The organism is Streptacidiphilus pinicola (assembly GCF_003258295.1).
Classification (GTDB): Bacteria; Actinomycetota; Actinomycetes; order Streptomycetales; family Streptomycetaceae; genus Streptacidiphilus; species Streptacidiphilus pinicola.
Genome location: NZ_QKYN01000084.1, coordinates 1 through 18,734 on the forward strand (window position 1 = coordinate 1; position 18,734 = coordinate 18,734).

The window sequence follows — 18,734 nt, forward strand, 5'->3', positions numbered from 1 at the left end:
CCTGCTCGACGAATGGGCCTACGCCCGGCCCTACCGCACTGAGCAGGAACGACGAGACGCCTACCCGGGCTGGCTCCACACCTACAATCACCACCGCGGACACACCGCTCTCAAGGGCCGCCCACCCGCCAGCCGCGTCCCCAACCTCACGGGACAGAACACCTAGACCGCACCGTGTGGAAGAAGCTGCGGAGCGCCGCCTACCGCGGCCAGCTCCAGCCGGAGGGCTTCGCGCTCGTTGCCGAGCTCCATGACCAGCACCCCGAGTGGCGTGAGGAGTGGTGCCTGTGAGCACCCACTTCAAGGTTCACGCGCCGTATCCAGCAGTGCCAGCGTTCGAGTGGCCCCAGCCAGGGCAGCGAACCTGGACGCCGCCGGCCGAGTCCTTCTTCGGAACGTGCGATGGATCCACCAGCTGCACGAGCGGCCTGGCCTGCCCGGTTGGTGTCGTAGTCACGCTCGACACGCCCCCACACGGCTGCGACTGTCCCTGTCACGACGCGGCGCGCGAGGCGGCAGCCAAGCGGCGCACTGAGCCACGGCCGGCCGAGCCCTGGTGGAACAAGCTCCGGCAGACGCGGCCGTGTCGGGAGGGGGACGGCCGGAGTTGAGCTGCCTGCTCGGGGGTCCTCGCGCCGCTGTGCGCCCCGGGCGAAGACGGCTTCCGAGTCGATGCCCATCTTGACCCACAGGAGGTCGTCCGCGCCCTCAAGGGCATGGACATCCTTGGACTCTGCCGCGACCTCGCCTCCATCGCTAACCCCCACGACCTTCCCTGGGGTGACCAACAGCAGCGGCCGAAGGCCTCCGGCTACGCGGGCGGGCAGGACCCGCTGTTCTTCCGCGAGAACAGCAGCATGGTGTTCGCCGACGCCGAGAAGAGCGTGTCGGACATCCCGCGCGCGCTCGACGCCGACGGCCGCCGCGACACAGCCTTGGACGTCCGTCAGGCGGTCGCCGGATGGCGGCGGCGACCACCGCCCCCGTGAGCAGCGTCCGACGACGCGGCTCACGGGGCCGTGGTCTGCCTGGGGGCGGTCAGCGCACGACGACGAGCTGGGTCGGCCGGTGGCCGACCGGGATCGGCGTGCCCGCCTTGCCGGTGCCCACGGCCACCGGCGTGACGGTGTTCTGGTCGCGGTTGCTGACGTACACGGTCGCGCTGTCGGGAGTGGCGGTGAGGTACCAGGCGTCCATCGCGATGGGCGTACCGGCCTTCCGTGTCGCCACGTCCATGGGCATCAGCTCGATGCCGTTGTAGACGGCGTAGAGGGACCGGCCGTCGGGGGTCAGCAGGATCCGGACGGTCTGGTTGGCGGTCGGGATGAGGGGGTCGACGGCCCCCGTGGCGGTGGTGAATCTCTCCACCGCGAAATCCGCGGAGTCGGGCATGAAGGCGGTGCGGCCGTCCGGAGTGAAGCTGATGGCGCCCCCGGCGTCGCGGACCTGGATGGCGTTGCCGACCGCGCCGGTGGCCAGCGTGACCGGCACGACGCCGCAGCAGGACTCGCTGATGTATGCGGTGGTGCCGCTCGGGTTGATGGTCACGCCGGTCGGCACCCACAGCGGGACCCGAATCATCGTTCCGACCTTGGTAGCGCTGCCTCGAGCAGGGCCTGTTCGCTTCTGTAGCTAGACGTGCTCTGAGCGAGGCCGCGGGGGGGGGGAACGCTCTGGTGAAGTTCATCCAGGGCTGGCCGGTGGGGCGTCGACGGAAGGCCTTGGCGTTCAGCTACCGCCTCGACGGGGCTGTGTCTCGGGTGGTGCCCCGCACCCGCAGGGGGTCGGGGCGTTGCCGTCGTCTGGGCTGTGCCTATCGGGCAAGGCGGTGGCGACCTTCAGGTCGCCGAGGCTGATGGTGACGTGGGCGGTGCGGGCGCGGGCCAGGACGCCACTGGCGGCGAACGACGAGCCGACGCCGGTCGGTAGAGGAGGCGCAGCACGGGGGTTCGCCAACTCGAGCGTCAGGTTGGGTCGGGGGCGTCCGGTGGCGCCCAAGGGCACGAAGTTCACGCGGCTGATCCTGGTCGTGGACGAGGAGCAGGTCGCGCTCATGTGCCCTGAAGAGGATGAGCTGAAGCGGCCGTACGGCGGCACGAAGAAGACGAGCCGCTTCTTCCGCGCCGCCCGGAAGATCAACAACCAGGGTCGGGCCGTTGACGTGCTGCTGTGGCAGGGCACGCAGGACCCGACGGACCAGAACCTGCCGAAGCTGGTCCGTGAGGGCGCGCACATCCGCGCCTCGCTGGTGGTCGGCACGGAGTCGCAGGCCCGCATGGCGCTCGGCGACAAGGCCATCGACGGCGGCGCCGAGCCGCACAAGCTGCGCCAAGGCCTCGACAAGGGCGTTGTGGTCGTGGCCGGCGACGGCGTGAAACTCGAACCCGGGCAGGCCTCGATCACCGTGCGCACGCACTACGTCGACACGGACCAGGCGCACGAGATCGCGGAGCGTGCGAAGGCCCGGCGGTCTGCCGTGGCGACGAAGACGCACGTGGAGCCCGTCGCGCAGGTCTATCCGCTCGCGGACATCGCGGCGGTGCTCGGCGACGTTCCGCGCATGAAGACCGTCAACGTGCTGCACCGGCTGACGGAGTTGAACCGCGGTGAGTACGAGGACTGGACTCCGCAGGACCTGAAGGCGTTCCTCGCCGAGGTCGGCTGTGAGCCGCACAAGTCCAACGGCAACCCGGTCGTGGACCGCGATCGGGTACTCGAAGCGATCGCCGACCGGGCTATCGACGACGTCGACGACTACGAAGAGTGAGGGGAGGCGGCCGGGGAGTTCGGGGAGTTCACCCCGACCGCCTCGCCGGCTAGCCTCCCCGGGCTTCACCTGCGCTGAACCCGCATCAGGGAGGCAGGGAGGCGCATGCGCCGGGCGCACTCAAGCAGCCGCTGAGCGCACAAAACCGGAGATGACCGCCTCCCCCCCGACCGAGCCTGATCACTATCCGTAACCACCGAAAGAAGGAAGCCATGCCCCACCAGGATCGGCCGCGCCCGGACCACTACAACCTCTCCGAGTCCGTGCGAGGTCTCGACTGCTCGCCCGCGCCAGCGTGCGCATCGTCCGCGGCAAGCCCGTCGGCCGGCTAGAGCAGAAGCTCGACCGCCTCGCCGAGGAAGCCATCGAGCGCGAAGCCCAGCAGCGCAGGTAAGTGAGCCCGGGGCGGCCCACCGGCCGTCAACCACGAGCCGCCCCGGATCCCCAAGCCCGCAAATCCCCTACGCAGACTGGAGACCCCAGTCATGCCCACCAACCAGCAGCCCACACCCAACGTTCTCCCGGGGTGGCCGACTGAGCCGCCGTACATGCCCGCCCCGCGCTCCGACAGCCCGGCGGCTTGGCAGCGGGACGCGCAAGAAGCCGCCCGCTACGCCCAGCATCCGCCGATGGTGGTGAACAACTACTACTCGGCGCCGGCCCGCCGCGGGCCGGACGTCCGTGAGGTACTCGGGTGGACCGCCGTGCTCGGCGTCGTCGCCGGCGTCCTCTTGGCCGTCGCCATGACCGCGGTAGCGCTCGGCCTGGCCGCCGTCGCCCTCGCCGTCCTCGCCGTGATCCTGCGCGGCCTCTGGCGAGACCTGCGAGGCGGAAAGTAGCGCTCAGATGCGTCAGCGGGAGCCGAGCTTCCAGAGCCGTGGGGTACTCACCGAGGACCTTCGGCCCTTGTGCTCTCGCCCGCAGGGGGCGACCGTGAGGGGGCCACGGAGGGCGGTACGACATGGACGCCACTATGGATCGCGTGATGACCGGGTACTTCAGAGCGGCGCTTATCGAGGCCGGCGGCCCCGAGGCATCAACGCCCGCTGCGGAATACCTGCGGCAGCGGCAGTCCCTGTGGCGGGAGCGCGCGGCTATGGAGCCGTCCACTGCCGCAGAGGCCCTGCGGTGGGCAAGTCGGCGCGTCACCACGGCTGAGGACGTGACGCGACCGGAAGCCCTCGAGGACCGCAACGCCTTGGAATGTTGGATGGCCGACAGGCAGATTTATGGGTTCCGCTACATCCGACGCACGTTGCAGAGCTGAGGCGAATCTTCAACGACCTTCTCGTGACCACAGACCTCGGAATCCGTACAAGCACGAGGCCCCCGCGCAGCGCACTCATGCGCGGGGGGCCTCGTGCTGTCCTGGAGCTCATGGGCACGGTACTGGTGATCAGGCAGCTGTGGCGGCGGGGCCTGAGCGGGCCGCGACGCCAACCTTCAGCACCTTGGGCATATGCCCCTCTATCAGGTGAACTCGTCACCGTTCAGGCTGGCTTGGGCGATGTCCCTTCCTACGCTCTGCATCCAACGGGCAGAAGCGATCGCAAAGGAGCATCGATGACGTCCATCCGTACATATGAGGGCGAGATCCGGATCTGCACCCGCTGCGGGCAGCCCGCGTTCCTGGGTGGAATCAGTGAGCGCACCGGGGAGTGGTGGCTTCACTTCACCGAGCAGTACGACGGGGTTCACTGCAACCGGTTCCCGCTCGCCGGCCCGGTGAGGAAGATTCCGTGGGACTTCAAGTCCCGGCAGCACGTGAAGGAGCGATACCCCGATCTGCGCCCCCGCCGCTGACGCCCTGGGATCCAGGGGAGCTACTTCGCAAAGTCCGAGACTGGGAGCACCGCTGCGGTGTGCGCGGCCGCCCTCATGCTTTCCGCGGCGTGCCGTGCCTCCGCCTCGCTGCGCAATCCGTCCAGGCTGTAGAGCTGCTCGCCGGTGTCGTCGCGGTTCAGTGTGAGCGTCCAGTCGCCTGGGCCGTTTCTGGTGATGGTGAACGAGAGTTTCACGGGTCACTCCCACACGTCGGAGCCGCCGCCGATCCACTCGACCATGTCCTGCGAGTCGAGGTCGAGCTCGTCTAGGCCCGCGCGGCGGCAGAACTCGGCGACGTCCCGAAGGCTGTGTGCCTTCCCGACGGTCTCGCCGAGGATGTCCACGCGCCGGTAGGGCGGGTTGGCGTCGACAACGTGGTGCACCACGACGTGCGCGTGATGATGCCCGCTCGCGGGCGCGGGGTCGGTCATGCCTCCAAGCTGCCTCAGCTCGGCGTGTGGGGCATCCTGGGGCCGTTGTGTCGGCATGAGGGGCCACGGACGGCCTAGCTCGTCGTGCAAAGTCCGCTTGGCTGCGGTGAGTGATCTGGACCCGTGGAGCGGCCTCGTGAAGGGACTGATCCATGCCCTTCGCAGTGATCCCTGGGCGCAGGAAATCGCGGATGCGACCACGACCAACTGCCACGAGGCGTTCTGGGCCACCCTTGGTGGCATCGCAGCAGTAGTCGGGGTGGTCCAGGTTCTCGCTACGGCCATGGCGCTTCGGACGTACGGGGTAGCGATGTTCCGTTTCTACAATCCCCCGGTTTTCTCTCAATTTACCGTGCTTGCCATCCTGGGCCTGACGTCGTACTACGCGCAGGGCTTCATTCTGTTCCAGTGTCTGAGGTCGCTAGCTGCCCAGGAGGAATGGAGCCCACGCTTGTTTCTGGCCGTTCTGGAAGTGATCATCTTTGTGCTTCTGCCGGTACTGGTGATTCTCAACGACCATGTGGCGAGGGAATATAAGAGGGGACTCAAGAAGGCCGCAGCCTCTGCCTCAGCTGCGGGGGCAGCCAGGCCTGTGCCAGGCCCTGAGGACGAATAGGGCCCCCGATGCTCAAAGCCGGAGCATCGGGGGCTCTCGTGTGTCCACAGCCCCCGACAGCCTGTGGACAGGGCCCGCCCGGGCGCTTCGGGACGCGAGGACCCCCGGGCAGGCAGTCCTATTTGGTGTGGCAGGCGCAGTCACAGCCGTAGGGGCCGGCGTCGAACGTCCTCACGACCCCGACGGGGCAGCCCAGACCAGTGCAGGACGGCTGACCGGTACAGGCGCCGAAGAACGACTCCTTGGGTGGCTCCCAGGTCCGCTGGCCGGGCTCGGGCCACTTCCATGCGGGCAGCGGCGGATACGCCGGCCTCGGTGCGACACGCCTGCTCATGCCAGCCGCCGTACATGGAATGCCGCGGGCGCCGGCGACACGCGCAGCCGTGCATCAGAACAGCCGGCACAGCGGACGTTCGCCCAGAATGGGGCGGAGTTCGTCTCGATCTCGGAGACCAGGACGCCGCGGACGGGAAAGCTGCCGCAGTCGGTACAGCGGCCCGTCGCCTCCTCCAGCGCGGTCACCACTCCGACCGCCACTGCGGGTACAGGTCGTGGAGCTCGTCGACGAGCGCGAAGCCCTCGGCCTGCAGCAGGCCCTTCCGGGCAGCGAGACGAAGGCGCTCCCAGACGGGGCGGTCGATGGGTTCTGGATCTACGACGACGCGCTACGCCCGTTGGATCTTCGAGCGCACCACCACGCTGCATCGCTCCCCGCAGGACATCGAGGAGGGCGGTGATGGTGGAGACGATCGGCGCGGAGCTGCGCCTGGTCGGCGTAGCCGAGATCGAGCCGTACGTGGCCGTGTGGACGGTGCTGGAGGCCGCCGCCGAGTTCGGTGCCGGTGCTCATCGTGTCCTCGCCCGCAACCGGGCGGCGCTGGGGCCGTAAGCGGGGGCTATTCCAGATCTTCCACCGGGCCCTGGACGAGCTCGACCGGACCCCAGACGGGGCAGCCGAGAAGCCGTACGGCTGTTGCGCCCAGGCCACCGGGTCCAGGCGAGGCCATCGAGACACCGACGAACTGAGTTCGGGGGCTTGGGATGCCTCCGTTTCGACGTCAGCGTGAGTAGATCGCGCCTAACCTCTGACACGTGGACCTCTCATCTCTGGCAACCACAACGCTTGGAGCGGCGATCGGGGTCGGCGCCACTCTGATCGCTGATAGAACCCGCTGGAAGCGTGACCACCGGAGCAAGGAGCAAGACACAAAACGGCAGGTCTACGCGGAGTACCTGACTGCGCTCTCACGCACGCGAAACGAGCTGCGTCTCGCGTCCAGGAACCCGCAGGTTCCAGCAGAAGAACGCGCTCGGATGGCGACAGAGGCGTTCAAAGCCGGCGGGGCATACGAGTTGCGCTACCAAGTGGCGATCACGGCTCCGCCAGCAGTCGTAGAAGCCTCAACGCAAGCGTTTCGGGCGTTACGGGATCTTCGTGACCTTGTGGAAGCTGGCATCACGCATCGAGAGCCCAGCTACCTCAGCAGCAAGGAAGCATGGGATCTTCTCTTCTCAGAACTGTGCCGTCAGATCCGAGAGGACCTTGCGGCAGGATAGCGACTCGAACTTACCTGGCCCTGCCGGAACCGGCCGGACAGGTGCCTGGTCAGCCGCGGATGATGTAATTCGGGCCCGGGAGATCGGCGGGCCCCCAGACGGGGCAGCCGAGGTCGTGTGGCTGCTGTCCGCCGTGGCCGCGGCAGCGCGTGCAGGCTGGCCGATTCATGCCGCTGGTGCCGGGCTCGCAGCCCCAGCCTCGGCAGTCGGGGCGGAGATCGCGGGCGGGGGCGGGGCAGTTGCAGCCGCTCATGTCGGTGAACGAGCCGGCGTCCGCCGGTTGCTCACCCAGGCGGGCGTCAAGTAGGGCAGGTCAATGCGCGAACTTGCAGTCAGTGCATAACGGTTCGACGGAAGCGGTCTCTCCAATTTGGCCTTCGTGGTGCGATCAGCCCATGACGCGACGATCCACGACTCTGCGCAGGCTCTGGCGCAGGTGGCTCTGGTACTTCGACGGCCCCTTGGCAGAAAAGTTGCCCGATGCGGCTGGCTTCTGGCGCCAGGAGTGGGCCCTCATGAAGCTGATGGCCTTTGCCCTGCTGCCATGCGCCGTGTTCGGCGGCGGAGGAATGCTCATCGGCGTTTCGCTCATCGACACGGACGGAGGCCACGGGAGCTTTGCTCCCGTGAGTACAACGGCCGAAGGCCTGATGATCGGTGGCTGGGTGCTGGGCTTCCTCCTCACGCTGATGTTCTTCTGGCTAGGGCGGAGAGCACGTCGCGCCGAGGAGCAGGGCCCTAGTCGCCTTGAACAGCTGAGTCAGGCGCTGCGAGAGGCCACAGATGCGAGCCGGAAAGCTCTCGGGACCGCTGAGAGTGTTTTCCAGGAGCTGCGTGAAGAGATGGACAGTCAGACCGCCGAGTTGAAACGTTTGGAGACAGATACGGCAGCGTCGCGTGACGAGGCCGAGCGGTGGAGGCGGACAGCCGCGGTCACGCGGGAGCAAGCCGAGGCTGTGGTGGACGGCCTGGGCGAGACGGTCGTGCGCCGCACCGACCGAACGACATGGGTTGCCACCGCGGTCGCCGTCATTGCCTCCGTCATCGTCGCCATGTTCGCCGAGTATCTGGTGATCAAGCCCCGATGACGCGGCTTTGTCTGAACTCCTCAGTCCGGTGGTGGCCGCGATCGTCACAGTCCAGCAAACGAGCCACCGGACACGGCGCGGATCTGCGAGCCTGGCGGCCCTTCACCAAACCGCCACATCGTTGGGAGCTCTCGTGGGCTTCTCCTACCGCAAGTCCTTCAAAGCCGGACCGTTCCGCGCCACCGTCTCCAAGAGCGGCGTCAGCTACAGCGCCGGCGTGAAGGGAGCCCGGGTCACGAAGCGCGCTGACGGCCGCGTCAAAACGACCTTGTCGGCGCCCGGTACGGGGCTGCGCCACACGACGACGAGCGGTGCGAGGAGCAGTCGACCTGGGCAGGCCAGTGCCGCTGGGGTGAGCCAGGGCGTGTCGCTCGTCCCGCCGGCACAGCCGCTCCGCCTCAAGGGCATGCGGAGTTGGATCACGCTGCACCCGGACCGGATCGAGATCAAGCGCAGTCGCCTTCCGGGCGGCTCTCACCTCAACCTCCCCTGGTCCGAGGTCATCGACATCGAGGCCGTCCGGCCGACGATCCTCGGCGAGGCCCGCCCGATGTTCGACGAGCAGGCACGGCGCGGCCTCATCCATCCGCTGGCGGTGGAGTGGGTCGGCGCCCAGGACCTGACGGTCAATCCGCGCACCGGCAAGCTCGTCCGGCTCATCGACGAGCGGATGGACTGACTCCGACCGGGCTTGTCCCGTCTCCCGTTGCCGCCCGACCGCGACCTCTGCCCCGACTGCCTCGGCTGGGGCTACCAGGTCGGCACCGTTGGCGACGACCGGCCGAAGTGCCCGCGCTGCCGGGAGAGGGCGGTCAGGTGCCGCACGACCTCGGCTGCGCAGGTTGCGGGCCGGTCGTCCTCGTCCGGGGCCCGGCGGTCGAGCCGAAGTAGCTCCCCGGTTTGGTCGGATAACCCCTCCCGGTCGTGGCCAGGACGGCGAGAAACTTCGAGAAATCCCCAACTGCTGGAGGCTGTGATGCGGCTAAGGTTCGTCGGGAGTGACAGCAAGGACGGCAACTGCCCGAGCGTCTACGAGACGGACCGGGACACCGTGGTCATCCAGGGCTGGAAGGTCGGCACCAGCGACGAGGCCTGGGGCGACGCGCGGTTCCTCGACCCCAACGAGACTCTCGTTGAGATCCCCCGCGCGCTGCTAAAGCACATGCCGAAGGAGTAGCTGGTGCCGGTCATCACGGACGCCTCCTGGCTCGACCTGTTCGACACCTTCGAGCGCACGGCGATCCGGCTGGAGACCCAGCCGGCCTACCTCGTTGACGCCGAGCAGGAGGAGTACCAGCGGTTCCTCGCCACGGGCATCGTCGAGGACGACGAGCCGGACCGCCGCTGGCGCCGGCAGATGCGCGCCGCACGCGACACCGGCCGCCGGGTTGCCCGGGTTCGGTTCGTCACCGAGCCCCCCGGCGACTACCAGCGGTACCTCTTCGCCTGTAACCGGTTCAACGATGAGGACGGCGAGGACATCCGGTACCTGACATACCGGCGCGCCGCCGAACTGTGTCTGCCGCTCGCGGACTTCTGGCTGTTCGATGACGCGGTCCTGCTCAAGATGAACTTCGCCGAGCAGGGCCGGCCGCTCGACAAGGAGCTCGTCGACCGCGACCGGGCGGCGGCGGAGCAGGCGCGGGTGTGGCTCGCGCTGGCCATGAAGCACGCCACCCCGTACCGCGAGCTCGCGAGGGAGCCCTCAGCCAGTTGAACACGCCCCGCGCCGTCCATGAGGCCCGCGAGGAGCTCGGTCGTCGATTGCGCGAGCTCCGCGTGGGTGCCGGGCTGACCGGCAAGGGTCTCGCAACCTTGCTTGGCTGGCCGCACAGCAAGATCAGCAAACTGGAGCTCGGCCAACAGGCCGCCACCAGCGCCGACATCACGGCTTGGTGCGCCGCCTGCTCGCGCGAGGACGCAGCCGACGCGCTTCTGGTCCTCCGGCAGGAGATGGACAGCCGATACAGCGAGTGGCGCCGCCAACTCGGCCGTGGCGTCCACCTGAGGCAGCGCCCGCTGATCGATCTCGACCGCGAGACCCGCGTCTGGCGCATCCTCGAGACCTGCGTCATCCCGGGCCTGCTCCAGACCCCGGAGTACGCCGCGGCGACGTTCCGCGAGGCCGTCCTGCTGCGCGGCATCCCGGACACGGCGGACGAGGCCGTGGCGCTACGGATGCAGCGTCAGCAGATCCTCTATGAGCCCGGGAAGCGGTTCCACTTCCTGTTGTGGGAGCCGGTGCTGCATGTCGGTGCGGCGACGGCGAGCGTGATGGTCGACCAGCTTCAGCGCCTCATCAACCTGCTGCACCTGCCGTCGGCCCGGATCGGGATCATCCCGCAGAACACCCGGCTGCCGCTCACGCCGTCGCATGGCTTCTGGCTCCGCGACGACCAGCTCGTCCTCGTTGAAACCTTCGATGCCGAGCTGCGCCTGGCGCTGCCCGACGAGATCGCCCTCTATCGCCGCGTTTTCGACCTCCTGGCCCCGGTCGCCCGCTATGACGGGGACGCGTGCCGGCTGATCGAGCGCGGCATCAATGCCTGGCAGACCGAGCACTGAGAAATCCAGAGAAATCTCTTAGGGCGTCAGGTCGGTTCGGGGGCAATCTGGTCAGCGACCAGCCGCCCCCCTGGAAGCGAGGACCCTTCCGATGAGCCATGCTTCTGCGCCTGCCGCCGCCTCTTCGCTTAGAAGCGATTCCCGAACCGATGGATACGGCTGTCGCTCGAAATTCCGCGCGCATCAGCCTCGTTCGGGTGATCGCTCCGTTGCTCGATCTCGACAGGGCGGGCTCGGTGCGGCTCAGTGCCCGTAGGGGCGAAGACGATCAAGGTCCGCTCCGGGAGATGATCAGCAGAATGACGATGATCACCAGTGGGATGGAGAAGAGCAGGGCGCAGCCGACGACACCGGGCAGATTCTTCCTGCGGAGGCGTTGATCGAGCAACTTGGCCTCGGGGGTGTCGTTCCGCCAATGCGGCTGGAGCTCCGCGGTGCCGTCGGCGATGGCCCCGGCCACCCGGGCAACGTCCGCAGGGTGGTACGTCCGCCACTTGCTCTTGCCCCAAGTGGAGTGTGACACATGGATGTTGTTGCGGACTCCGTTGGCATTCGCGGTGGCGTGCAGACAGGCCGCCCGGATGGTCGGCCAGGCTCGGGCCAGCTGCCTCTCGGTCAACCAAACGACGCTCTCCGGATCAGTTGCCGCCACGGGCGCATCCTCTCTCCGCTCGCCGACAGTCTCTCCCCGCTCCTACTGGACAGACAACACCCTTTCCCCGTACCTAACTTGAGAAGCGATTCCCGAACAGAGCGGTGGGGCTGCTGCTCGAAACTTCCGCGCGCATCAGCCTCGTTTCGGGTGATCGCTCAGCGGCCAGCGCATAGGAGAAGGGCCTCCTGCACAGTTCGGTGATGTCGAGTCAACGAACCAGCAGGAGGCCCTCGTGTCCCACTGTGGAGTGCTAGCTCTGTCCGCGTCCAGCTCCGGCGTGTCGTGCGAATGCCTCGCACACCGGCTCGGGAATGCCGCCGACCAGCCGGACCGGACCCGCCGCTACGGCTCCGACCTCACCGACGCGGAGTGGGCGATCGTGCGGCCGCTGCTGCCCGTCCCAGCCTGGCTGAACGGGCGAGGGGGCCGCCCGGAGGGCTACTGCCACCGCCAACTGATCGATGCGGTGCGCTACTTGGTCGCCGAGGGCGTGCGCTGGGCCAGCCTGCCGATCGACTTCCTATCAGTTACGTGGAATCACGCGCCGCATGAGCCACCTCGTATCCTGCGGCGTCCCATGGGCTGAGGAGGAGTGTTGGGCAGCGCGGTGGTGCTGGAGGAGAAGTGGCCGGTCCTTGGTCGGCACGAGCGGGCGGCCGAGTGGCTGCGGGTGTGGACGGACCTTGGGAGGGCCCCGCGGACGATCGACGCGTACGCCCGGGGTCTGGCCGAGTACCTGCTGATTTGCGAGCGAGACGGCATCGACCCGGTGACTGCAGGCCGGCTGCACGTTGCCGCGTTCGTGAAGGACCTGTCCACGCGACCGAGCCGACGGGGAGCCAACGTGGTGGCGCTGGACTCCGGAGCGGGTTTGGCGAACGCGACACTGCAGCAGCGACTGGTGCCGGTGCGGCTGTTCTACGACTACCTGATCGAGGAGGGGCTGAGGGAGTCGAACCCGGTCGGCCGCGGTCGCTACACTCCGGGACGGAAGTTCGGGAGCCACGAGCGCGGCTTGGTCCCGCGCCTGGTGAAGCTGCCGTGGATCCCAAGCGAACAGCAGTGGCTCGACCTGCTGGACGTCATGCGCCAGGAGCCGGTGCGGAACCGGGTGATGCTCGCCCTGGCCTACGACGCCGCATTGCGTCGAGAGGAGCTGTGCTCGCTGCGGACCGAGGACGTCGATCCGGCTCACCGGACGCTGCGGATCAGGGCGGAGACGACGAAGACCCGACGTGAGCGCGTGGTTCCGTACTCCGCGCCGACCGGCGTGCTGCTGTCCGGCTACCTCGCGCATCGGGCCACGATCAGCCGCGCTCGCGGCCCGCTGTTCCTGTCGCAGTCGCACCGCAACCACGGGCAGCCGCTGAGTCTGTGGACCTGGTCGAAGGTGATCCGCCGGGTCGCGCTGGCCGCCGACCTGCCGCGCTTCTCGACCCATACCACCCGGCACCTTTGCCTGACCGACCTGGCCCGGATGGGGTGGGAACTGCACGCCATCGCGACGTTCGCCGGTCACCGCAGCACCGAGTCGACCATGACCTACATCCACCTGTCCGGGCGGGACCTCGCGGAGAAGTTGAACCGCGGCATGCAGCAGATCCATTCCTGGCGCGTGGACATGCTCACCCGCGTCGGCCACCCGGGCAGGGGGAACGACCAGTGACCGCGACGAACTCATCGGCCGCGTCGGACAACGGTCGGCCTGCTGTTTGGGCCTGGCCGCTCGACCCCGCCCGCTACGACCGTCGAGCGCTCCTGACCGGTGCTGAAGCGCAAGCGCTCAAGGCCCTGGAGATCGATCAGGTCAGGCACCTGGGACTCACATCACTGGCGGCTCCCGCTCGTCTCGTCGAGCCGCTGGCGCACGCCCGGGACTCCCTCCACTGGACGCCTGGCACGGGCCACCAGCGCCGGTTCGCCCGGGACGCGGCCGGCCTCATCCTGATCCGCTGCGGCGACCTGGGCCGCAGCTTCTGGGGCTGGTCGGACGAGGACTGGGCTGGCTTGATCAACCGGTCGGGGACCGAGTTCCGGCGTCTGTGGGGCGGTCAGATCGGCCCCAACGTCCGCCCGTTCCTGATCGCATACGCCTACCTCGTCGGCGGTTTCACCGCGTTCGAGCTGCTCGGACGCTTCCAGCGGCCCACGCTCGCCCGCCGAGTCTTCGGCGAGGCCGCGGTCGAGGACGCCATCGGGAAGGTCCTGACGGTCCTGGGCGACTGGGGTTACCAGCGCGGCCCCGACTGCCTCACTTCGGCCGTCTGCCAGATTCTGCTGCTGAACCGCAGTCCGCGGCTGGAGGACTTGTCGAGTTTGGCGCTGGCAGCGATCCGTGCGACGCCGGCTATGCAGGGCGGCCAGTGGGCCAGCGATCTGCACGGGATCCACCGTGCCTTGGCCGCTCTCGGTCACGCTGAGCCGCCGCCGCGTCCCCGGCACGGACCCGGGCCCACGGCGATCGAGGGCGCCCGGGGCAGTTGGGCGGAGTGGGTGGAGCGCTGGCAGGCGACCTCGACGCTGACTCCGGGGGTCCGTGCCAGTTACCGAAGCGTCCTGGCGAAGATCGGCCGCTGGCTGGCCGCCGAGCACCCAGAGGTCACGGCACCGGAGCACTGGACCCGCCAGACCTGCGCGTCCTGGGTCGCGGCGGTCGACCGCATGACGGTCGGCGACTTCTCACAGTGGACGGCGGGCATGCGGTCTCAGGGCCGGATCGGGAAGCCGCTCACACCGGAGTCGAAGTCCGGCTATCTGAAGGTGCCCCGCGCGTTCTTCCGCGACCTGCACGAATGGGAGTGGATTCCGCGACGATTCAACCCCGCTCACGCGCTGAGGACTCCCCGCAGTGTCCGGGCCCTCATGGGTCCGGATCCCCGGGTGATCGCCAACGATATCTGGGCGAAGCTCTTGTGGGCCGGACTGAACGTCGAGAGCGGCGACCTGCCGACCGCGGACGGCCGCACATACCCGGCCGAGCTGATCCGGGCCATCACGCTGACCTGGCTGTTCGCCGGACAACGCAGCGACGAGATCGCCCGACTCCGCGTCGGATGCATCCGCTGGCAGCACGACGGCCTGCCCATCCCCGGTGACTCCAGCGAGGTCCTTGCCCGCGACGCCATCTGCCTGCTCGACGTCCCCACCCACAAGACCGGCACCGCGTTCACCAAGCCCGTCGACCCTCTACTTGGGCATGCGATCGAGGCCTGGCAGGCAGTCCGCCCCGACCAGCCCGCCATCCTCGACCCGAAGACCAACGAGCGCGCGAACTTCCTCTTCACCTTCCGCGCGCGCAGGGTCTCCAAGGACTACATCAACGGGACGATCATCCCGATGCTCTGCCGCAAGGCAGGTGTCCCCACCGCCGACGTCCGCGGCAACATCACCAGCCACCGGGCCCGCTCCACCATCGCCAGCCAGCTCTACAACGCCAAAGAACCCATGACCCTGTTCGAGCTCCAGGAGTGGCTCGGCCACCGGACGCCCGAAGCCACGGCCCACTACGCGAAGATCACCCCGAACACACTGGCCAGGGCCTACAACGACGCCGGCTACTTCGCCCGCAACGTCCGCACCGTCGAAGTGCTCGTCGACCGTGACGCCGTCGCTTCCGGGGCCGCCGCGAACGGCGAACCCTGGCAGTACTACGACCTCGGCCACGGCTGGTGCACCTACACCTTCTTCGAGCAGTGCCAGCACCGCATGGCCTGCGCCCGCTGCGACTTCTACACCCCGAAGGCCTCCAGCAAAGGCCAACTCCTGGAGGCCAAGGAGAACCTGCAGAAGATGCTCGCGGCCATCCCCCTGACCGACGACGAACGCGCCGCCGTCGACGACGGCCAAGCCGCCCTCGACCAGCTGCTGGACCGACTCACCGACGTCCCTACCCCGGCCGGCCCGACTCCCCGGCAGATCGGCATCCCCGCCCAGGCCACCCTGCTGCCGGTCATTGAGATCAACCGGAAACCGGCAGGTCAGTAGCCTTCAACAGCCCAGTTGGTGCCGAACATAGTCCGGCTGGGCCTCGCCGACCTCGATGCGGTTCTCGTCGAGACCGTTGGCGATCCGCAGACGGTCCCCGGCGAAGGCGAACTCCACCGCCACCGTCCCAGCCGCCAGGTCACGGCCTGTCGGCCGCCACTCAAGGAGCGCGACCTCGCGGAGTTCTTGGCCGACGAACGGTTCGAGGCGCTCATCGCGCTGAGACCACTGAGGCGTCAGCTCGGACCACTCCCAGCCGGCGATGTCCGCCGCGGTGTCGATCCCGTCCCAGCCGATCGAGAGCTCGTCGAGCTTCCAGTGGCAAACCTCCACCTGGATGCCGTCGAAGTCCAGCACCACAGGGCAGTCGGCGAACCATTCCCCATCCTCGGCGAAACGCACCACGGCGAAGCCCGTCAAGCGCCTGCCCGCGAGCATCGCCAGCCGTGAGCCGTGCGCCTGCCGAATCGCCTCGAATCCGACCAGAAAGGACGGCTCGAAACCAGAGATCCCCATGTCCACAGTCCGAGTCTCTCGGCCTTGGGCCCGATCGGCCAACACATATCGACCAGCAGGATCTCCCGAGCCACTTGACGGATCGGATTCCACAGAACCAGATGGCGGGCCGTGTACCGGTTCTTCCGCCGCTGGCGCGACAACGACTACATCAAGGAGCTCTACGGCCGGCTGCGCAAGATGCTGCGCGAGCTGGCCGGGAAGAAGGAAGAACCAACCGCCGCAATCATCGACTCGCAGTCGGTGAAGGCCGACGCCACCGTCGGCGCGGCCACCCGCGGCTACGACGCCGGGAAGAAGATCAACGGGAGGATGCGGCACATTGCGGTGGACACCCTGGGGCTACTGCTGACCGTGCTGGTGACGGCCGCCTCGGTCAAGGACAACGACGCCGGCCGCGACCTCCTGGAACAACTGCGCGCCGAACACCACCGCATCGCCCTGGTCTGGGCCGACGGCGGCTACACCGGCTGGCTGGTCTCCCTAGCCCAGCGTGGTCCGGCCAGGCGCGAGAGCTTTGCCTGCTCTTTACAGCAGGACCCCCACTTGCGTCGTCTCTTCGGGCGATCTGGAACGCAGCCCGCTGGCACCGCCCCTCAGGCAGCCCAGCGGACCGAGCAGAAAGAAGCTGTTGATGCGTACAAGTGTTGTCGCCGCCGCCGCCCTGACCTTCGCCGCCGTGTTGGCGGGATCGGGGCCCGCGTTCGCCGACGCAGGGAGTGGCGGCGGGGCCGTGAACGTCAAGCCGAAGCCGATCGCCAGCGCGCCCGCAGGCGGCAGCGGTTCCGGGACTGTTCCGACGGCGACGCCGACGCGGGCCGGCGGTGGAGGCGGGGAGCCGAGCGCGGTGGCGTCTCCGGCGCCGACGCGGGCGGGCGGTTCTGGTTCGGGGGAGCCGAGTGCGGTGGCGTCGCCCGTGCCGACGCAGGTCGGGGCGGTGCCCGTGGGCGCGCCGGACACCGGGGTGGCGCCGGTCGCGGCCGGGAACGGTGGCGAAGGGGCTGCTCTGGGCGCGGGGCTGGGCGGGGCGGCGCTGGTCGCCGGGGCGGGCACCTTCGTGTTGCGCCGCCGGGCCAAGGCCCGGGGCTGAGCCTTGCGACGGATGCGTGCGGCCATGCTGACGGCGACGGTGCTGGCCTCGGTGGCGCTCAGTTCGGCGTGCGGGGGAGCCCCCGGGGCTCCGCCTGCCTCGTCGGTCGCCGTGAGCGGTACCGCTCCTGACAACCCGTCGAGGGCTTCCGGTCAGGCCGGGGCCGGAGCCGGGGCGGCTACAGGTCCGATCGCGCGGTCGACGCCCGAACGCCTGGTGATCCCCAGCATCGGGGTGGACACGGCGGTCGTGTCGCTCGGCCTGGCGCCGGACGGCACGGTCCAGGTGCCGCCGATCGAGGCGAACGCGCCGGCCGGCTGGTACCGGGGTTCACCAACGCCCGGCCAGACCGGGCCCTCGGTGATCCTGGCGCACGTGACGGTGGGCCGCTACGGGGACGGGGTCTTCCTCAACCTGTCGCGGCTCAAGCAGGGCGACCGCATCACCGCACGGCTGCAGGACGGCGCCTCCGCCGTCTTCTCGGTCGACCGAGTGCAGACCGTTGCAAAAGCGCAGTTCCCCACCCGCGCCGTCTACGGGAACGTGGACCGCCCCGAGCTGCGTCTGATCACCTGCGGCGGCCCACGCAACAGCGCTGCGGGCGGCTACCTCGACAACGTCGTGGTCTATGCCTCCCTCGTGTCCACCGCCAGGTAACGCAGAGCCCGCAGTTCAGCGGCCCTGCCGCGCTGGTGGAGCGGCCCGCGAGAAAGGCCCGCAAGGGCGTCCCGAGCGAACGTCCGGATGACCCGGTCAGCATGGAGAACGTTGAAACGGTCCAAGCAGAGCGCAGCGTCCGAGCTGTTCGCCGCCCTTTATCCGAGCCTCGCCGGATGGTGCCGTCGTCTCGTGGACGACGACGGCACCGCCCACGAGATCGCCTCGGAGGCGTTCGCGCGCCTCTGGGCGCGCTGGGCCGCCGTGGAGGAGCCGCGCGCCTTCCTGTATGTCACGGCGGCCAACCTGGTACGCGACCAGTGGCGCAAGCTGGAGCGCGAACGCCGGGCGATGCGGCAGGTCACCGCACAGGCCGCGCTGGATGCGGACCGGCACGGCGAGAGCGCGGAAGCCGCCGTGCCGGTCCGGCTGCTGGTGCAGTCGCTGCCGGAGCGGCTGCGCACGCCTGTCCTCCTGTACTACTACGCCGATCTGCCGATCAGAGAGGTAGCGCTGCACATGGGACGCAAGGAAGGTACGGTCAGAGCCGATCTGCACGCGGCCCGGGAGCTCCTGCGCGCGAGACTCGGGGGACACCTTGATCACACCCATTGACGCACGCGACGACGGCGACCGGGCCGACGACGAGCTCATGGTGCTGCTGCGTCGCGACGCGCTGCAACTTGCGCCACCTCCCGGCGCGTTCGAGGGCGCCATGCGCACCGGCGCCCGGCGTCGTCGCCTGCGTGCGGCGGCCGGGGGCGGGTTGACGCTCGCCGTCGCTGCCGCGATCGCGGCGCCGGTGCTGCTGACCGCCGGTCCGACCCGGTCGGTGCCCGTGGTTCCGCTCGCTCCGCCGGCGTCGACGGTGCACAGCGGGACACAGTCGCCGACGCCCGCCCCCACCTCGTCGGCCAGTCCGTCCCCATTGTCGTCGCAGGCGGGGCCTTCCGTGGCGTCGCCTTCCCCGCCGGCAACGTCGTC

General features: G+C 68.9%; 24 protein-coding genes. 19 read left to right on the top strand and 5 right to left on the bottom strand.

The features are described from left to right. Both DN069_RS21425 and DN069_RS21430 read left to right on the top strand, forming a co-directional pair. Nucleotides 1-166 (top strand): integrase core domain-containing protein (locus DN069_RS21425; protein ID WP_165845586.1); only part of this gene is annotated, 166 nt, incomplete at its 5' end. A 550-nt stretch (nt 167-716) separates the two neighbouring features. Continuing rightward, a complete protein-coding gene (locus DN069_RS21430) occupies nt 717-989 on the top strand; it encodes an NAD(P)(+) transhydrogenase (Re/Si-specific) subunit beta (RefSeq protein ID WP_111503223.1) in 273 nt (90 codons plus the stop codon). Between the two features lie 49 nt (nt 990-1,038). Here the strand turns inward: DN069_RS21430 and DN069_RS21435 are convergent, their stop codons facing one another. Further along, nucleotides 1,039-1,581, bottom strand: coding sequence for a beta-propeller fold lactonase family protein (locus tag DN069_RS21435; protein WP_111503225.1), 543 nt, complete (start codon nt 1,579-1,581; stop codon nt 1,039-1,041). Between the two features lie 406 nt (nt 1,582-1,987). On the opposite strand from DN069_RS21435, the gene DN069_RS21440 reads away from it, so the two are divergent. The 4 genes from DN069_RS21440 to DN069_RS21460 all read left to right on the top strand — a co-directional run bounded on the left by DN069_RS21440 (nt 1,988) and on the right by DN069_RS21460 (nt 4,570). Further along, nucleotides 1,988-2,767, top strand: coding sequence for a hypothetical protein (locus DN069_RS21440; RefSeq protein WP_111503227.1), 780 nt, complete (start codon nt 1,988-1,990; stop codon nt 2,765-2,767). 485 nt (nt 2,768-3,252) lie between these two features. Next, complete coding sequence (locus tag DN069_RS21450; RefSeq protein ID WP_133259997.1) at nt 3,253-3,606, top strand: hypothetical protein; 354 nt, start codon at nt 3,253-3,255, stop codon at nt 3,604-3,606. 122 nt (nt 3,607-3,728) lie between these two features. Then, the gene (locus tag DN069_RS21455; protein WP_111503232.1) at nt 3,729-4,034 is read left to right on the top strand and encodes a hypothetical protein; all 306 of its coding nucleotides are present in this window, start codon (nt 3,729-3,731) and stop codon (nt 4,032-4,034) included. Nucleotides 4,035-4,330: 296 nt separating this feature from the next. Then, the gene (locus DN069_RS21460) at nt 4,331-4,570 is read left to right on the top strand and encodes a hypothetical protein (RefSeq protein WP_111503234.1); all 240 of its coding nucleotides are present in this window, start codon (nt 4,331-4,333) and stop codon (nt 4,568-4,570) included. 20 nt (nt 4,571-4,590) lie between these two features. Here DN069_RS21460 and DN069_RS21465 read toward each other — a convergent pair whose 3' ends face one another. Both DN069_RS21465 and DN069_RS21470 read right to left on the bottom strand, forming a co-directional pair. Continuing rightward, the gene (locus DN069_RS21465) at nt 4,591-4,785 is read right to left on the bottom strand and encodes a hypothetical protein (protein WP_111503236.1); all 195 of its coding nucleotides are present in this window, start codon (nt 4,783-4,785) and stop codon (nt 4,591-4,593) included. A 3-nt stretch (nt 4,786-4,788) separates the two neighbouring features. Further along, on the bottom strand, nt 4,789-5,022 hold the full coding sequence (locus DN069_RS21470) for a hypothetical protein (protein ID WP_243639536.1): 234 nt from the start codon (nt 5,020-5,022) through the stop codon (nt 4,789-4,791). A 136-nt stretch (nt 5,023-5,158) separates the two neighbouring features. On the opposite strand from DN069_RS21470, the gene DN069_RS21475 reads away from it, so the two are divergent. From DN069_RS21475 to DN069_RS21505, 7 genes are all read left to right on the top strand, one after another. Next, entirely contained in the window at nt 5,159-5,638 is a 480-nt protein-coding gene (locus DN069_RS21475) for a hypothetical protein (RefSeq protein WP_111503238.1), read from the top strand. A 736-nt stretch (nt 5,639-6,374) separates the two neighbouring features. Then, nucleotides 6,375-6,527 (top strand): hypothetical protein, encoded by a 153-nt coding sequence (locus DN069_RS40190; protein ID WP_165845587.1) that lies wholly within the window; start codon nt 6,375-6,377, stop codon nt 6,525-6,527. Between the two features lie 1,183 nt (nt 6,528-7,710). Next, nucleotides 7,711-8,283, top strand: coding sequence for a hypothetical protein (locus DN069_RS21485; protein WP_133259998.1), 573 nt, complete (start codon nt 7,711-7,713; stop codon nt 8,281-8,283). A gap of 31 nt (nt 8,284-8,314) precedes the next feature. Beyond that, a complete protein-coding gene (locus DN069_RS40955; RefSeq protein ID WP_207892217.1) occupies nt 8,315-8,962 on the top strand; it encodes a DUF4236 domain-containing protein in 648 nt (215 codons plus the stop codon). Between the two features lie 297 nt (nt 8,963-9,259). Then, entirely contained in the window at nt 9,260-9,460 is a 201-nt protein-coding gene (locus DN069_RS21495) for a hypothetical protein (RefSeq protein ID WP_111503244.1), read from the top strand. Nucleotides 9,461-9,463: 3 nt separating this feature from the next. After that, complete coding sequence (locus tag DN069_RS21500) at nt 9,464-10,000, top strand: DUF6879 family protein (protein ID WP_111503246.1); 537 nt, start codon at nt 9,464-9,466, stop codon at nt 9,998-10,000. Continuing rightward, nucleotides 9,997-10,848: a helix-turn-helix domain-containing protein gene (locus DN069_RS21505; protein WP_165845588.1), complete on the top strand. Its 852-nt coding sequence runs from the start codon at nt 9,997-9,999 to the stop codon at nt 10,846-10,848. The genes DN069_RS21500 and DN069_RS21505 overlap by 4 nt, the downstream gene beginning before the upstream one ends. A gap of 268 nt (nt 10,849-11,116) precedes the next feature. Here DN069_RS21505 and DN069_RS39460 read toward each other — a convergent pair whose 3' ends face one another. Then, entirely contained in the window at nt 11,117-11,500 is a 384-nt protein-coding gene (locus DN069_RS39460; protein WP_133259999.1) for a hypothetical protein, read from the bottom strand. Between the two features lie 235 nt (nt 11,501-11,735). On the opposite strand from DN069_RS39460, the gene DN069_RS21515 reads away from it, so the two are divergent. Genes DN069_RS21515 through DN069_RS21525 form a run of 3 tightly spaced genes read left to right on the top strand, consistent with a single transcriptional unit; the run spans nt 11,736 to nt 15,487 of the window. Next, a complete protein-coding gene (locus DN069_RS21515; protein ID WP_243639537.1) occupies nt 11,736-12,089 on the top strand; it encodes a transposase in 354 nt (117 codons plus the stop codon). 9 nt (nt 12,090-12,098) lie between these two features. Further along, nucleotides 12,099-13,169 carry a tyrosine-type recombinase/integrase gene (locus DN069_RS21520; protein WP_111503254.1) on the top strand — a complete coding sequence of 357 codons (1,071 nt, stop codon included), beginning with the start codon at nt 12,099-12,101 and terminating at the stop codon, nt 13,167-13,169. Beyond that, nucleotides 13,166-15,487 carry a tyrosine-type recombinase/integrase gene (locus DN069_RS21525; protein WP_243639541.1) on the top strand — a complete coding sequence of 774 codons (2,322 nt, stop codon included), beginning with the start codon at nt 13,166-13,168 and terminating at the stop codon, nt 15,485-15,487. The genes DN069_RS21520 and DN069_RS21525 overlap by 4 nt, the downstream gene beginning before the upstream one ends. Before the next feature lie 3 nt (nt 15,488-15,490). Here DN069_RS21525 and DN069_RS21530 read toward each other — a convergent pair whose 3' ends face one another. Further along, nucleotides 15,491-16,003, bottom strand: a complete 513-nt coding sequence (locus DN069_RS21530; RefSeq protein WP_207892220.1) for a hypothetical protein — start codon at nt 16,001-16,003, stop codon at nt 15,491-15,493. Between the two features lie 111 nt (nt 16,004-16,114). Here DN069_RS21530 and DN069_RS40195 point away from each other — a divergent pair, with 111 nt between their 5' ends. The 3 genes from DN069_RS40195 to DN069_RS21550 all read left to right on the top strand — a co-directional run bounded on the left by DN069_RS40195 (nt 16,115) and on the right by DN069_RS21550 (nt 18,365). Next, the gene (locus tag DN069_RS40195; RefSeq protein ID WP_165845589.1) at nt 16,115-17,224 is read left to right on the top strand and encodes a transposase; all 1,110 of its coding nucleotides are present in this window, start codon (nt 16,115-16,117) and stop codon (nt 17,222-17,224) included. Next, nucleotides 17,118-17,750 carry a class F sortase gene (locus DN069_RS21545; protein WP_424556311.1) on the top strand — a complete coding sequence of 211 codons (633 nt, stop codon included), beginning with the start codon at nt 17,118-17,120 and terminating at the stop codon, nt 17,748-17,750. Before DN069_RS40195 ends, DN069_RS21545 begins: the two co-directional genes overlap by 107 nt. Before the next feature lie 111 nt (nt 17,751-17,861). After that, complete coding sequence (locus DN069_RS21550; protein WP_111503262.1) at nt 17,862-18,365, top strand: RNA polymerase sigma factor; 504 nt, start codon at nt 17,862-17,864, stop codon at nt 18,363-18,365. Nucleotides 18,366-18,734 lie beyond the last annotated feature (369 nt).